The organism is Phytoactinopolyspora alkaliphila, from assembly GCF_010550695.1.
Taxonomy (GTDB): domain Bacteria; phylum Actinomycetota; class Actinomycetes; order Jiangellales; family Jiangellaceae; genus Phytoactinopolyspora; species Phytoactinopolyspora alkaliphila.
Genome location: NZ_JAAGOB010000001.1, coordinates 161,193 through 176,144 on the forward strand (window position 1 = coordinate 161,193; position 14,952 = coordinate 176,144).

The 14,952-nt window shown below is 68.2% G+C and carries 12 protein-coding genes; 11 read left to right on the forward strand and 1 reads right to left on the reverse strand.

What is annotated here, in order from left to right; all coding sequences use genetic code 11:
- Nucleotides 1-94: 94 nt before the first annotated feature.
- From murC to G1H11_RS00690, 11 genes are all read left to right on the forward strand, one after another.
- Nucleotides 95-1,603 (forward strand): UDP-N-acetylmuramate--L-alanine ligase, encoded by a 1,509-nt coding sequence (murC, locus tag G1H11_RS00640; protein ID WP_163815077.1) that lies wholly within the window; start codon nt 95-97, stop codon nt 1,601-1,603.
- Nucleotides 1,600-2,340, forward strand: coding sequence for a cell division protein FtsQ/DivIB (locus G1H11_RS00645; protein ID WP_163815079.1), 741 nt, complete (start codon nt 1,600-1,602; stop codon nt 2,338-2,340). The genes murC and G1H11_RS00645 overlap by 4 nt, the downstream gene beginning before the upstream one ends.
- Nucleotides 2,341-3,200: 860 nt before the next feature.
- Nucleotides 3,201-3,707, forward strand: a complete 507-nt coding sequence (locus G1H11_RS00650; protein ID WP_163815081.1) for a DUF559 domain-containing protein — start codon at nt 3,201-3,203, stop codon at nt 3,705-3,707.
- A gap of 554 nt (nt 3,708-4,261) precedes the next feature.
- On the forward strand, nt 4,262-4,777 hold the full coding sequence (locus tag G1H11_RS00655) for a DinB family protein (protein ID WP_163815083.1): 516 nt from the start codon (nt 4,262-4,264) through the stop codon (nt 4,775-4,777).
- Between the two features lie 100 nt (nt 4,778-4,877).
- The gene (locus G1H11_RS00660; RefSeq protein WP_216843300.1) at nt 4,878-5,366 is read left to right on the forward strand and encodes a DoxX family protein; all 489 of its coding nucleotides are present in this window, start codon (nt 4,878-4,880) and stop codon (nt 5,364-5,366) included.
- A 192-nt stretch (nt 5,367-5,558) separates the two neighbouring features.
- On the forward strand, nt 5,559-6,776 hold the full coding sequence (gene ftsZ / locus G1H11_RS00665; protein ID WP_343074782.1) for a cell division protein FtsZ: 1,218 nt from the start codon (nt 5,559-5,561) through the stop codon (nt 6,774-6,776).
- 67 nt (nt 6,777-6,843) lie between these two features.
- Complete coding sequence (pgeF, locus tag G1H11_RS00670; protein WP_163815085.1) at nt 6,844-7,569, forward strand: peptidoglycan editing factor PgeF; 726 nt, start codon at nt 6,844-6,846, stop codon at nt 7,567-7,569.
- 249 nt (nt 7,570-7,818) lie between these two features.
- Nucleotides 7,819-8,352 (forward strand): cell division protein SepF, encoded by a 534-nt coding sequence (locus G1H11_RS26245; protein ID WP_163815087.1) that lies wholly within the window; start codon nt 7,819-7,821, stop codon nt 8,350-8,352.
- Nucleotides 8,353-8,448: 96 nt separating this feature from the next.
- A complete protein-coding gene (locus G1H11_RS00680) occupies nt 8,449-8,736 on the forward strand; it encodes a YggT family protein (RefSeq protein WP_163815090.1) in 288 nt (95 codons plus the stop codon).
- A gap of 46 nt (nt 8,737-8,782) precedes the next feature.
- Entirely contained in the window at nt 8,783-9,667 is an 885-nt protein-coding gene (locus G1H11_RS00685) for a DivIVA domain-containing protein (protein WP_163815092.1), read from the forward strand.
- 31 nt (nt 9,668-9,698) lie between these two features.
- Nucleotides 9,699-10,952: a Glu/Leu/Phe/Val family dehydrogenase gene (locus G1H11_RS00690; protein WP_163815094.1), complete on the forward strand. Its 1,254-nt coding sequence runs from the start codon at nt 9,699-9,701 to the stop codon at nt 10,950-10,952.
- Nucleotides 10,953-10,963: 11 nt separating this feature from the next.
- On the opposite strand, the gene ileS is transcribed toward G1H11_RS00690, so the two are convergent.
- Complete coding sequence (gene ileS / locus G1H11_RS00695) at nt 10,964-14,212, reverse strand: isoleucine--tRNA ligase (protein ID WP_163815096.1); 3,249 nt, start codon at nt 14,210-14,212, stop codon at nt 10,964-10,966.
- Nucleotides 14,213-14,952: the final 740 nt, after the last annotated feature.

Here is a 14,952-nt window from a genome sequence, read left to right on the forward strand (position 1 = left end):
AAATGACGGCGGCCGGACCGCGAACGGCAGAACAGCGAACGGCAGCGGCGCGGACGGCAAGGACGGCGGAGGTCGGTAAGTGATCGTCCCACCAATGGAGAACGTGCTGCCGGCCGAGAAGCTCGGTGCGGTGCACTTCGTGGGCATCGGCGGAGCGGGCATGAGCGGTATCGCGCGCATCCTGCTGGCACGGGGGATCGAGGTGTCCGGAAGCGACGCGAAGGACTCGGGCACATTGACCGGCCTGCGCGCCCTCGGAGCCCGGGTGCACGTCGGGCACGATGCGGCCAATCTGGGTGCGGCCGACACCGTCGTCGTCTCCACCGCCATCCGGGAGACCAACCCGGAAGTGGTCGCTGCCCGCGAGCGCGGGATCCGGGTGCTGCCGCGCGCGTCCGCGCTGGCCTCGGTGATGGCCGGGCGCCGCGCGATCGCCGTGGCCGGTACGCACGGCAAGACGACGACGACCTCGATGCTGACCGTCGCATTGCAGCACTGCGGAGCCGATCCGTCCTTCGCCATCGGGGGGAACCTGAACGAGTCCGGCGCCAATGCGCACAACGGCAGTGGTCCGGTGTTCGTCGCCGAGGCGGACGAGAGCGACGCGTCGTTTCTCGCCTACGACCCCGAAGTGTCGATCGTCACCAACGTCGAGGCCGACCACCTGGACAATTACGGAACCGAAGAGGTGTACGTCGCCGCCTTCGACGCCTTCGCCGACCGGGTCCGGGGCTTCCTGGTGGTGTGCGCCGACGATCCAGGTGCCCGGGCTTTGGGGGAACGAGCCGCCAAGCGCGGCATCACGGTGCGCACGTACGGCGAGTCCGCGGACGCCATGGTTCGGCTCAGTGATCTCGACCTGGCCGGATCGGGCGCGTCGTTCGAGATCGTGGCGCGGGGCCGTCGGCAAGGCCGGGTGAAACTGCAGATCCCGGGCAAACACAATGCCCTGAATGCCGCGGCCGCCTTCACAGCCGGTATCGGACTGGGCTTCCCCAGTGGTGAGCTGCGAGAAGGTCTGGCCGGATACTCCGGGACCCGGCGCCGGTTCGAGCTCAAGGGTGTGGCCGGCGGCGTGCGTGTGTACGACAGCTACGCTCACCACCCAACGGAGGTCGCAGCGGACCTCGCGGCCGCTCGCTCGGTCGCCGGTGGCGGCCGTGTGATCGCGGTCTTTCAACCCCACCTGTTCAGCCGGACCAGGATCTTCGCCGAGGAGTTCGGCAAGGCGCTGGGCGGGGCTGACGAGGTGATCGTGATGGACGTCTACGCTGCCCGTGAAGATCCTGAACCCGGCGTCACCGGCGCTCTCGTGGCGGCCGCCGTGACGCTGCCGCCCACTCAGGTCGCCTTCGAGCAGTCCTGGTCGGCGGCTCCTGCACTGGCTGCGTCCTGGGTTCAGCCTGGGGATGTGCTGCTCACCCTGGGAGCCGGCGACGTCACTTTGATCGGTCCGGAGATCCTCGATCTCATCGAGCGCCGGGTGGACGAACGAGCCGCGCAGTCCGCGGCACGACGCGCCAGTGAGTCCGGCGTGAGCACTGGGGACGGTACGGATCGGGAGCGGACCGGAATACAGACCGCGGATACAGGGCAGCCATGAGCACCGCGACCCGGTCGGCCGGCGCCGAGCGGTTCGCCGCGCGTGCCCGCAGGCGCAGGTTCCGGGGCGCCGTCCGCGTGGTGATCGCGCTGCTACTGGCCGTCGCCGCTGGCGGTCTCGCCTGGCTGGTGGGCTGGTCCTCGGTGTTGTCGGTGAACGACGTGGCGGTGCACGGCGTCGGCGATGACCTGAGATCGGACGTTACCGACATCGCCGAGGTGCCGATCGGCGTGCCGCTGATCCGCGTGGACACCGACGGGGTCGCGGATCGCGTCCGCGAACTGCCGGATGTCGGCGAGGTCAGCGTCCGCCGCTCCTGGCCGAACACACTGACCATCGACATCGCCGCACGGGAGGCGTCCGCCGCGGTCCGGGACGGCCGGAGCTGGTGGAGCGTCGACGAGACCGGCGTGCTCTTCGGGCGCGCCGACACGCCTCCCGACGGCGTCCCCGTACTGGTGACCCCCACCGACGAGTCCGCGCGGCTGGCGCGGGTGACCGGTGTGGCGGTCGTGACCAGCCTGCCGTCGTCCATCGATCAGCTGGTGGAGAGTGTGGAGGCCGAATCGCCGGCCGGCGTCCGCCTGATCTTGACCGACGGGACCACCGTGGTGTGGGGCACAGCCGATCGAGCCCAGGACAAGACGCGCGCCTTGCTGGCCCTGATGGAGGCGCACGACGAGGACCCCCCGTCCGTGTACGACGTCTCCGCGCCGGACACCCCCGCCGTATCCTGACCCCCTTTGGCCCACCGTCACCTCAACCGGCTGTTCTTCCCACGAAGATCTTCACGGCCCGAGTGGGATGTGTCGTGTGAGAATGGCCGGTCTGAAGCGGCGATTCCGTGCACGACAGTTCGCACGACGGCGACAACGCGCACATGAGCGGGCAGAACTCACACGATCACCCTCACAGCTGCCGCGGCGCCCGGCCAAACCCACACGGCCGTCATCACGGCTGCGGGGCTGACCGGCAGGATTCACACGGTTCCGCCCACGACGCCGGAGAGCCGGTCGGGAACGGAGCGCTTTCGGTGGGGAACGGATTGCCTTTGTCAACAGACCTGTTCTTGGTGGCAGAGTTATCCACAATCACCGTGCGGCCTCTGGTGCGATGACCGATCGCGGGCGTTCATAGGTACATGAATGATGAGGCGCGCACACGATCCCTGGACACGTCGCCGAAGGCGGCTGAAGACGCGCTCTTGATGCTGAGCCGAGAACAGCACTCGACGTTCAGTCGTCGGCAGGCCCTGGAGTGCGGCTTCACTCGTCATCAGATCATTACGCGATTGAGCCGCGGGACATGGATTGTCGTCCACCCCAAGGTGTACCGGATCGCGGCAACCCCGGACACGAGGGCTTCGGTGGCGATCGCGGGTCGGCTTTATGCAGGTGAGCGAGCCTGGTTCAGCCACGCGACGGCAGCGCGGCTGTTGGGTATCGATCCGTACATTCCGACGGACCGCACGTGGGTCACTGTTCCGGCGGCGGTTCAGCGTCCTCGGCGTCCGGGCTTGATCATCGTCCGATCCCGCCGCATCGAAGGCTTCACCGGCACGGCGCACGGCCAACCGGTTCTCGATGCACGGCGTACGGTGATCGACCTGGCGGCCATCCTTGAAGATCAGCTGTTTCGGCGTGTCCTGTATGACGTGTTCGGCCGGGACATCATGACGGTCGACGACGTGCTGGCCGCCGCTGAGGATTTCGGCGGCAGGACCGGCCTGGCGCTGGTGCATCGGGCCGTCGAGGATTTCGACCCCGCATCTGAATCGGGAGCCGAGTACGAGGCCGACGCGCTCTTCGCGGGCGCGGGACTGGTCTTCGAGCGGCAGTATGAGATTCGTGAAGATGGCATCCTGGTGGCGCGCCTTGACTTCGCGGACGAGGGGCTCAGGCTAGGCGTTGAGATCGACGGCGCACGGTTTCACTCCACGCCGTCGGCGCGCTTCTACGATCGCGAACGAGACAAGGCACTCACTCGGAAGGGTTGGCACATCGAGCGTCTGACCACGGACGACGTCCGTCGTCGACCGAACACGACCATTCGGCACCTGCGTGCCATCTGCGCGCAAAGGAGCGAGGCGCACCGCGCCGCCTGAATCCTGCGAGCGCGGCGTCCGGCATATCTCGGCGACATTGGCCCGATCGCCCACGGGCCGCTCCGGGCCGCCTCGCTGGCGATCTCTGGATCGCCGGCACTCCGTCCCTGGGCGTAGACCGTGATCTGATCCATGACCGGTACAGGCGTTACCGATGTCCTGAGACTCCCGGCGTCACCGATCTCACAAGACGTCACAGGTTAAGGAGCAGTGCGTCGTGAGCTCGGCCGTGTGAAGTGCGCCCCCGCCATCCTGCAGCTGTGGGTGGAGCCGTGTGAACATGGCCGGGAGTGTGGCTGGTCGTGGACGCAGCCGTGTGAGTTCTGGCCGCCGATGTCGTTGCTGTCGCCGCCGTGCGAACTGCCGTGCACGGAATCGCCGCTTCAGGTCGCACTTTCTCACACGGCACATCCCACCCAGGCCGTGATGATCGTCGTGCAAGAGGCAGCCGGTGGCGTGCCGCGGGTATGCGGACGGGGAGGCGGGAACGCGATGAGTGGGGCCTATGGGGAGGTCGGGGGTGACGAGTCGTGCCGATGGGAAATGATGGGGGCATGTCCCACCCTGTGTTGCCGGTCCGTCCCGACGTCGGTTACGACCTTGACGATAAGAGTGAGCTCGAAGCGTTCCTCGACTTCCACCGCGCGACGGTGCACCACAAGGTGGCGGGGCTGTCCGAGGATCAGGCTCGTCGCCGGTTCGTCCCGTCCCTCACCACCGCGGCAGGGATCGTCAAGCACCTGACGTGTGTGGAGCACTACTGGTTCAGGACGGTGCTGGCGGGTACGGCGTCGCTGCCACAACCCTGGACGCGCGAGGACGAGGACGCGGACTTCGTCCTCGCTCCGGAGGAGACCGTGGCCGCGCTTCTCGCTGGGTATGCCGAGGAATGCGAACGGTCGCGGGCCGTGGTGGCGAGGATGGAGCTGGCCGACCGCGCGGTCACGGCACGGCGCGACGGACGCCCGACACTGCGTTGGGTGCTGACCCACATGATCGAGGAATCGTGTCGGCACAACGGCCACCTCGACATCATCCGCGAGTTGATCGACGGCTCGACAGGGGAGTGAACTGCCGCTCTCATGCACCCTCGGTTAGGACTCCACGGAACTCGCGCCGGTGCCGGTCCGTTCCGCTCGAGGTACTTGAATGTTCAACTAAGGAGAGACCGTGCCTCGACCCCTCATCGTCCGTGATCTGATCCTGTTTCTGGGGCGGGTAGGCGTCGGCGCCGTGTTCGTCGCGCATGGGTGGCAGAAGCTCGCAGATGTCGGCATCGAGAACGTCGCGGCCGGATTCGAGCAGATGAAGGTCCCGTTTCCGGCCGCGTCCGCATGGTTCGCAGCGCTTGCGGAACTCGTGGGTGGCGCCGCGCTGATCCTCGGACTGGCGACACCGCTGGCCGGGATCGTGCTGGCCGTCGACATGGCTGGGGCATACCTGTTCGTGCATGCCGGCAACGGGATGTTCGTCGATCAGGGCGGCGCGGAGCTGGTGCTGGCGTTGGGGCTGTCGAGTCTCGTCTTCGCGGCCGTCGGCGCCGGACGGCTCAGCGTGGATCATGTGATCACTGCTCGTCTGCCGAGGCCGGGCGCACCAAGGTCCGCATCCAAGCCGCGAGGACGGGGTCGGGGTAGGCCTGCGGCCACGCGGCACTAGCCGGGCAGCACGAGGCGCGCCGGCGCACGGTGGCACGGGGCAAAGATGTCGATCACGAATTTCTCGGCGTGTCGCCACGATAGGCGGCATCCGCCCGCTTAGCGTCATGAACATCGCTCAGGTTGACATAACTATAAACCTCAACTTGAGGGTGAGAGTTAAAGAACGAACTCGATTGAGAGGCGACTCGACGTGACTGCTCCGCAGAACTATCTCGCGGTGATCAAGGTCGTCGGCATCGGCGGTGGCGGGGTCAACGCGGTCAACCGCATGATTGAGGTCGGCCTCAAGGGTGTCGAGTTCATCGCGATCAACACCGACGCTCAAGCGCTGCTGATGAGCGACGCTGACGTCAAGCTCGATGTCGGCCGCGAGCTCACCAGGGGACTGGGCGCGGGTGCCAACCCCGACGTCGGGCGCAGCGCCGCCGAAGACCATGCCGAGGAGATCGAAGAGGTGCTCAAGGGCGCCGACATGGTCTTCGTGACGGCCGGAGAGGGTGGCGGCACCGGTACCGGCGGTGCGCCGGTCGTGGCCCGGATCGCGCGCTCGCTCGGAGCGCTCACCATCGGCGTGGTGACCCGGCCGTTCATGTTCGAGGGCCGCCGTCGCGCGATGCAGGCCGAGGCCGGGATCGAGGCCCTGCGCGAAGAGGTCGACACGCTGATCGTCATCCCCAACGACCGCCTGCTCTCCATCAGCGACCGGCAGGTCAGCGTTCTGGACGCGTTCAAGAGCGCCGATCAGGTGCTGCTTTCCGGTGTGCAGGGCATCACGGACCTCATCACCACGCCGGGACTGATCAATCTGGACTTCGCCGACGTGAAGTCGGTGATGAGCAACGCGGGCTCCGCGCTCATGGGCATCGGTTCAGCACGGGGCGAGGATCGGGCGGTCGCCGCTGCCGAGATGGCGATCTCCTCTCCGCTCCTCGAGGCCTCGATCGACGGCGCGCACGGCGTGCTGCTCTCCGTCTCGGGCGGTTCCGACCTCGGCCTGTTCGAGATCAACGAGTCGGCGAACCTGGTCGCGCAGGCCGCCCACGACGAAGCCAACATCATCTTCGGCGCGGTGATCGACGACGCGCTCGGCGACGAGGTCCGGGTCACCGTCATCGCGGCCGGGTTCGACGGCGGCGCGCCCCCGCGGCGCGAACTCGGTACCGTCCGGCGCGCGGACTCCGCGGACAGTGCACCCAAGCCCGCAAACGAGGACACGCCCGAGAAGCCGCAGGAATCCAGCAGGGCCGCGGCGAACCAGGACGGCTATTCCAGTACCGGCGCGACCGACGAGCGCCGGCGGGAGCGCCCGGAGACTGTAGACCCGGTTCCCGCGCCCCCTCGTCCCCGCGAGCAGCGTCGGATCGTTCCGCCCGACGACGACCTCGACGTGCCCGACTTCCTCAAATAGGTCGAGACCGGCGAGCCGCTCAGCCGGCGCGGCGGGTAGCGAGCGGAGCGTCTGCCAGGATGTAGCCGTGATCGCATCGCGCCGCGCACTCGGCGGCATCAACTTCGCTTTCACCGACCGCGTGGGCGGCGTGAGTCCGCCTCCCTTCGGCCAGCTCAACCTTGCCCACCACGTGGGCGACGAGCCGGCCGCGGTGGAACGTAACCGCCACGTCGTGGCGAGAGGCCTCGGTTTGTCTCCCGGCGACGTCGTCTACATGAACCAGGTCCACGGCGCGGACGTCGCGGTCGTGGACGGCCCGCGGTCAGGTAACCAGTCCGCGCTGCCGGTGGATGCCATGGTGACCGCTCGCCCGGGACTGGCGCTGGCCGTCATGGTGGCCGATTGCGTGCCGGTGCTCGTCGCGGACCCGGAGGCCGGCTTGGTCGGCGTGGCGCATGCCGGCCGGCCGGGGCTGGCCGCCGGAATCGTCCCCGCCGTCGTCGGTGCCCTGCGCGCGCTCGGTGCCCGTACCGTCGTCGCCTCTGTAGGACCGGCGGTCTGCGGCGCCTGCTACGAGGTGCCGGAAGCCATGCGGGCCGATGTGGCCGCCGTGGTGCCGGAGGCGTGGGCGAGCACGCGAGCCGGAACGCCGGCGCTGGACCTGCCCCGGGGCGTCGCTGCCCAGCTGGACGCTCTGGGTGTGGAGGTAATCAACGAAGGACGGTGCACGCTGGAGAGTGGGGACCTGTACTCGTATCGGCGAGACCGGACGACGGGGCGCTTCGCCGGCCTGGCGTGGATCACGGCCTGAGCGCCGAATTCCCCCGATCGACCCGACCACCACGAAGGCTCTGACCGAACGCCGCACGCGTCTGTCACTGCCGTCGCTTGGGCAACTTTAGACCCTTCGGTCACACTCACATCATCGTCATCGGAGGTATCTGGCGACACACCGTGCGTGTCGGAAGGTGCAATCCTCGTGACAGCCGATTCGTCAGGCTAGTGTCAAGGGGTACGCAAGGTAACGACCGACCACCACTAGTGCGGAGGGTCTTGGAGCATGGCCAGCGCAATGCGCAAGGTTGCGGTCTACCTCGGCCTCGTGGAGGACCGGGACCGCTATGACGATGAATACGACGAGGACGAGTACGTCGCCGAGTACGAGGGCGAGTATGACGACGACGCGGTAGACCCGCGCGACACGCACGACGTCGAGCGCGTTCCGGAGCGGCGCGAGCGGGAGCGGACGGCCACGGTATCCTCGTTGGCCGACCGGCGCCCGGTAGCGGCGCCCCGGCGGGCTCCTGCCGCGCGCGAGGCTCGCATCACGACGCTGCACCCGCGCACGTACAACGAGGCCAGGGTTCTGGGAGAGCATTTCCGGGACGGCACTCCGGTCATCATGAACCTCTCGGAGATGGACGACGTCGACGCCAAGAGACTGGTCGATTTCGCGGCCGGCCTCATCTTCGGGCTGCGCGGCAGTATCGACCGGATCACCGCCAAGGTGTTCCTGCTCACACCCGCGGATGTGCAGGTCACCGCGGAAGACAAGGCTCGCATCGCCGACGGTGCGTTCTTCAACCAAAGCTGATTTGTTACGTGCAACACATCGATATGACACCAGCACGCCCACTAGACCGGTGCCTGAGTCGGCGCCCGAATCCTGCGTCAGGTAGGTTCGGATGCTGTGTCGGTCATTACCCAGCCCTTGTCGATAGCTCTGTGGCTGTTCTTCATTGCCCTGCTGGTCCGCCTGGTGGCCGACTGGATCCAGGTCTTCGCACGCGAGTGGCAGCCCAAGGGCCCGCTCCTCGTCGTGCTGGAGGCCGTGTACACGGTGACCGACCCTCCCCTCCGAGCGCTCCGACGGGTCATCCCGCCGCTCAGAATCGGGTCTGTCGCCCTTGACTTGGCGTTCATCGTGCTCATCATCCTGGTAAGAATTGCCCAGACAGTTGTGGCATCTTTGGGATGACACGGTACGGTGACACACGACGCTGCACACACTTCGAGGTGACGCTATGCCACTGACGCCCGAGGCGGTCCAGAACAAGGAGTTCACGACCGTCCGCCTGCGTGAAGGTTACGACATGCAGGAGGTCGACGAGTTCCTTGACGAGGTCGAGGCCGAACTCGCGCGCCTTCAGCGCGAGAACGACGAGCTTCGCGACAAGCTCGCTGCCGTGACTCGTGGGGCAGGTGCCGTCGGTTCCGTGGAACCGATCCAGCCGCCCCGCCAGGTCGAGGCGCCCAAGGCGCCGCCGTCGGCGCCGCAGATCGCGGCTCCGGTCGGGGCCCAGCCCAGCGACGCCGCCGCGAAGGTCCTCGCGCTCGCGCAGAAGACCGCCGACGAGCTGGTCGCCGATGCCAAGGCCGAGGCCGACCGCCTGATGAGCGAGTCGCGTACCCGGTCGGAGAAGCTCGACGCCGAGACCAAGGCGAAGGCTGCCAAGCTGGAACAGGACGCCCGCCAGCGTGCCGAGTCCATCGACCAGGAGATCCAGAAACGCCGCGCACAGGTCTTCGGCAAGCTGGAGACCGAGCGTGCCGATCTCGAACGGCAGCTGGAAGGCCTGCGGGACTTCGAGCGTGAGTACCGCAGCCGGCTCAAGTCGTACTTGGAAAACGAGCTGCGCAAGCTGGAGATCGGCGGCGCCAGCGACTCCGAGCGAGCCGAGCAGGAGATCGCGGCACACGTCCAGCAGCAGCATCCGCAGCGTCCGGCGGCGCCGGCCAACAACACGCCGCAGGGTTCGCAACAGGCCCCCGGGCGGGGTCCCGGTGGCCCCGGGCAGGCACCGGGTCACCCCCAGAGCGGACAGGGCGGCAACGAGGGCGTGAGCGCCACGCAGACCGGTGGGTCCCTGCGTTCGGTCGCCAGCCTGCTGGACGACGATCAGAACTGATTTCCTTCAGAGGCGACGAAAGAGGTTGCCGATGACCGGCACGGTTGACGGCCTCAGTCCCTTCGAGGCCGTCAATGCGTCGTTCCACCGTGCCGCGGACCGTCTCGCCCTGTCGGACGCCACGCGGGACCTGCTCTGCGGAACGTATCGGGAGATCCGGGTCCAGGTACCGCTGCGTATGAGCGACGGCTCGTCCAGGACGGTGTACGGCTACCGGGTCCAGCACAATGGCGCGCGTGGGCCGTACAAGGGTGGAGTCCGCTATCACCAGGACGCCGACCTCGACGAGGTGCGGGCGCTGGCGTCGCTGATGACCTGGAAGACCGCGCTGGCCGATGTCCCGTTCGGGGGAGCCAAGGGCGGTATCCAGGTGGATCCCGCGAGCCTCACCGCCGGTGAGCTTGAGCGCATGACCCGGCGCTACCTCCATCAGGTGAGCTACGTGATCGGCGAGCACCGCGACATCATGGCGCCGGATGTGAACACCAGCGCCCAGACCATGGCGTGGATGATGGACGAGTACGGGCGCAAGGCGGGCCACACCCCGGCGATCGTGACAGGTAAGCCGGTCGAGCTCGGCGGCTCGCTGGGCCGGGAGGCGGCGACCGGCCGGGGCACCGTCATGATCCTGGCCGAGGCCGCCGCGGACCGCGCCTGGCAACCGGAGGACACCACGGTGGCCGTCCAGGGCTACGGCAACGTCGGATCATGGACGGCTCGGCTGGCGGCCGAACAGGGTTTCCGGGTGGTCGCGGTCAGCGACGTGAAAGGTGGCATTTTCTCGGCGCGCGGGCTGGACCTGGGCGCGGTGGACGAGCACCTGTCAGCCACCGGCTCGGTGGTGGGTATGCCGGGCACGGACGCGCTGACCAACGACGAGCTGCTGACCCTCGACGTCGCGGTGCTGATCCCGGCGGCGCTGGGCGGCGTCGTCACATCGGCCAACGCGGAGCGGATCTCGGCCCGGTTGATCCTCGAAGCGGCCAATCACCCGGTGACGCCGGCCGCGGACGACATCCTCGCCGACCGCGGCGTCGTCGTGCTGCCGGACATCCTGGTGAACGCGGGCGGCGTCACCGTGTCCTACTTCGAGTGGACCCAGAACCTGCAGCAGTTCAGGTGGCCGGAGAAACAGGTCAACGACGAGCTGCGGCGGCACATCGTCGGCGCGTTCGCAGCCGTGCGCGAGCGCGCGGCACGCCATGGTTCGACGCCCCGGGACGCGGCATTCGAAATCGGGGTCGAGCGAGTGGCAGCCGCGGCGAGCCTCCGCGGCTACCTCTGACTCCGTGTCCGCTAGGGGCGCCGCAGCCGGAACGTCAACCCGAGTTCCGCGTCGGTGTGATCCGGGTGTCCGGCAAGTGCCTCCAGGTCGTCGTGGACCGATACCGCGAGGACCTCGTCGGCCAGCAGGCTCTGATGCTCCCGGATCGCCGCGGCCAGCTGGCCGGCGTCAGGCCCGGCCGCCCAAGCCAGGTCGATACGGTCGGCGACGTCGAAGCCACTGCCCTTGCGGGCCTCCTGCACCAGCCTGACCACCTCGCGCACCATACCGGCTCGGATCAGCTCGTCGGTCAGTGTCAGGTCGAGCGCGACGGTCTCGCCCTCGCGGGCCACGGCCCAGCCTTCCCGGGGGGTCTCAGTGATGACGACGTCGTCCGGGCCGAGTTCGACGTCGCCGAGCTCGTCGACCTGCAGGGTGACCGCGCCGGAGCTCCGCAGGCCCGCGGCCAGCGCGGCGGCGTCGGTTTCAGCCACCGCAGCGGCGACCTTCGGGGTGTCCTTGGCGAACCGCTTGCCCAGCGCCCGGAAGTTCGCCTTGGCCGACACGTTGAGCAAGGCATCGCCGGATGAGGTGCTCCTGCCTGCCTCGCCCGCCTCGCCCGCGTCGCTCAGCGAACGGACCTCCGCCACGTTGAGCTCGTCGGCGATCTCGTCGCGCAGCTCGTCGCGCAGAGACTCCCAGCCCCAGGCACCGACCAGCGCCCTGGCCAGCGGTTGCCTGGTCCGGACCTTCGACTCGGCGCGTGCCGCCCGGCCCAGCTCGACGAGCCGGCGGGTGAGGGCGACCTCGGTGCCGAGCTGCTCGTCGATCAGCTCATCAGCGACGTCCGGCCACGCGGCCATGTGGACCGACTCGGTGGCGTCCGGGTCGACCGGTACCACCAGGTCCTGCCAGACCCGCTCGGTGATGAACGGAACCATAGGCGCCAGCAGCCGGGTCAGCGTCTCGACACACTGGTGCAGGGTGGCGAGCGCAGCCGGATCGCCGGCCCAGAACCTGCGCCGGGAGCGTCGTACATACCAATTGGAGAGGTCGTCGACGAACGAGGCCAGGCGAGCGCCGGCGCGCTGTGTGTCGAAGTTCTCCAGCGCTTGGTCGACATCGCGTACCAGCCGGTTCAGCTCACTGAGCGCCCAGCGGTCGAGCACGTGACGATCCTTCGGGTCCGGCGCCGCCTGTGCGGGAGTCCACGACGACGTCCGGCCGTACAACGACAGGAACGAGGCGGTGTTCCAGTACGTCAGCAGGACCTTGCGCACGACCTCGCCGAGCACGTTCGGCCCGATGCCGCGTGCCTGCCACGGCGACCCGCCGGCGGCCATGAACCAGCGCACCGCGTCGGCTCCGTGGTCGTCCATCAGCGGCATGGGCTCGAGGATGTTGCCGAGGTGCTTGGACATCTTGCGGCCGTCCTCGGCCAGGATGTGTCCCAGGCACAGCACGTTCTCGTAGGACGAGCGGTCGAACACGGCCGTGCCGACGGCCATGAGCGTGTAGAACCAGCCCCGTGTCTGGTCGATCGCCTCACAGATGAACTGGGCGGGGTAGGCGTCGGTGAAGGCATCCTCGCTGCCCGGTGCGTACGGATAGCCCCACTGCGCGAACGGCATGGACCCGGAGTCGTACCACGCGTCGATCACGTACGGTACCCGGCGGAACGTGCCGGACACCCCGGGAAGGGTGAACGTGACGTCGTCGACGTAGGGCCGGTGCGGGTCCAGCTCGGACAGGTTCTCACCGGCGTATTCGGAAAGCTCAGCGAGGGATCCCACGCACACCAGGCGTGACGGGTCCTCGTCGTTGCGCCAGATGGGCAGGGGCGTCCCCCAGTAGCGGTTCCGGGACAATGACCAGTCGACGTTGCCGCGCAGCCACTCGCCGTAGCGGCCCCACTTGATCGTCTCCGGGTACCAGTTCGTCTTCTCGTTCTCCCGCAGCAGGGCGTCGTTGAACTGCGTGGTCCTGATGTACCAGGAGGGCTGGGCGTAGTACAGCAGGGGCGTATGGCAGCGCCAGCAGTGCGGATACTCGTGCTCGTACTGGGTGTGCCGGTACATCAGGCCGCGGTCCTCAAGATCCCGGGCGAGCGCGGCGTCGGCGTGCTTGAAGAACTGCCCGCCGACGAGCGGGACGTCCTCGGCGAACGTACCGTCCGGGCGTACCGGGTTGACCACCGGCATCCCGTAGCGCTTGCAGACCCGGAGGTCGTCGGCGCCGAACGCAGGAGCCTGGTGCACGAGGCCGGTTCCGTCGGCGGTGGTGACGTAGTCGTCGACGACGACGAAGTGGGCCGGCTGGTGGTCGTCGCCGATGTCCACGAGCTCGAACGGGCGCTGATATGTCCACCGCTCCATCTCGGCGCCGGTGAAACGCTCCGCGACCGTCCAGCCTTCGCCCAGCACCGATTCGAACAGGGGCTCGGCGACGACGAGTGTCTCGTTCGAATCCGGCGACCCAGAGGTGGCCGCGACGTACGTCACCTCCGGATGAACGGCGACCGCGGTGTTGGAGACCAGAGTCCACGGCGTCGTGGTCCAGACGAGCAGCGCCGCCTGGCCGGCGAGCGGTCCGGAGGTGAGCGGAAGGCGGACGAACACCGACGGGTCGGCGACGGTCTCGTAGCCCTGAGCCAGTTCGTGTGACGAGAGCCCGGTGCCGCAGCGCGGGCAGTACGGGGCCACCCGGTGGTCCTCGACGAGCAGGCCGGAATCGAAGACCTGCTTGAGCGACCACCAGACGCTCTGCACGTACGACGAGTCCATGGTGCGGTAAGCCTGGGACATGTCGACCCAGTAGCCCATCCGCTCGGTCATCTCCTCGAAGGCGTCGACGTGGCGCTGGACCGACTCGCGGCACTTGTCGTTGAACGCCGCGACGCCGTACGCCTCGATCTCGTTCTTCGACGACAGGCCGAGCTCCTTCTCCACCGCGATCTCCACCGGCAGGCCGTGGCAGTCCCAGCCCGCCTTGCGCGCTACGTGGTATCCCTTCATCGTCCGGTAGCGCGGGAACACGTCCTTGAACACGCGCGCCTCGATGTGGTGCGTGCCGGGCGTTCCATTGGCGGTGGGAGGGCCTTCGTAGAAGGTCCAGGACGGCTTTCCCTCGCTCGACTTCAGCGTCCGGGCGAAGACGTCGTTGTTCTTCCAGAAGGCGAGCACCTCGTGCTCCAGTGCAGGCAGATCGACCTGCGCGGGCATCGCCCGGTACGTGCGCCCGGCGCCCGTGGTGTTTCCCGCCGGGGTGCTGGCGTCGCTCATCTCGAGTCCTCCGTCGTCGTCATCGACGGAGGGACGAAGCGCGCGGCCCCGCGGTACCACCCTCCTTGGCCACGCCGGCAGTGCGCCGGGTCGGTGACCCACTTCATTGCCGCGGCCGGTTCTACTGGGTGCCGGCGCCTCCGGTGATAAACCCCGACGAAGCGGCGCGGCACTGTTCTTCCGGCGGCTCCGGGGTGATCTTGGCGTGCGCTCGTGCCGCCGGGCTCACACCGTCCCCGGCTCGCTCATGGCCGTGCGCGCACGCTACTGGTCCCATCGACGCCTGCTCGCAGAGGCTAGTCTACGCAGGAATCGAGGGCCGATCACACGGGTTTCCGCGCCGGCCCGGCTGTCTGCCGGGTCCCGATTGTGAGCTGGCGGAACGTGATCCTTCGCCCGGTGGGGTTACGACGCGTACAGTTGCTCACCAAGCCGTGGACGGCTGGCGAGCGCGGCAGCCAGACGTCCGGCGCGCTACGGGCGCCGAGCCGCAGGTGTACCGGACGTGATGTGCATCTCGTGTCCCGGTGTGGCGACGGGTCGTCGCGAGCGCAGGAAGCGCGGCCGGACACGGTCTCCGCGGTGGTCGGGAGGATGCGGGTGTGGCGCCTTCGGTACGGCAACGGCCCAGGTGCAAAGCATGTTGATCGAGTCGATGCTTGATCGGCCGCGGGATGTCCCGCTGCAGCGGGCGCGGCTGAACCGGAACGGGAAGGCGGACCGGGGTGGCCTGTGAGGAC

What these genes read in the sequence shown, in the direction of transcription:
- G1H11_RS00690 (WP_163815094.1), top strand. Translation starts at nt 9,699, where the DNA reads ATGACCGGCACGGTTGACGGCCTCAGTCCCTTCGAGGCCGTCAATGCG.
- G1H11_RS00655 (WP_163815083.1), top strand. Translation starts at nt 4,262, where the DNA reads ATGTCCCACCCTGTGTTGCCGGTCCGTCCCGACGTCGGTTACGACCTT.
- G1H11_RS26245 (WP_163815087.1), top strand. Translation starts at nt 7,819, where the DNA reads ATGGCCAGCGCAATGCGCAAGGTTGCGGTCTACCTCGGCCTCGTGGAG.
- G1H11_RS00645 (WP_163815079.1), top strand. Translation starts at nt 1,600, where the DNA reads ATGAGCACCGCGACCCGGTCGGCCGGCGCCGAGCGGTTCGCCGCGCGT.
- murC (WP_163815077.1), top strand. Translation starts at nt 95, where the DNA reads ATGGAGAACGTGCTGCCGGCCGAGAAGCTCGGTGCGGTGCACTTCGTG.
- ileS (WP_163815096.1), bottom strand. Translation starts at nt 14,212, where the DNA reads ATGAGCGACGCCAGCACCCCGGCGGGAAACACCACGGGCGCCGGGCGC.
- G1H11_RS00685 (WP_163815092.1), top strand. Translation starts at nt 8,783, where the DNA reads ATGCCACTGACGCCCGAGGCGGTCCAGAACAAGGAGTTCACGACCGTC.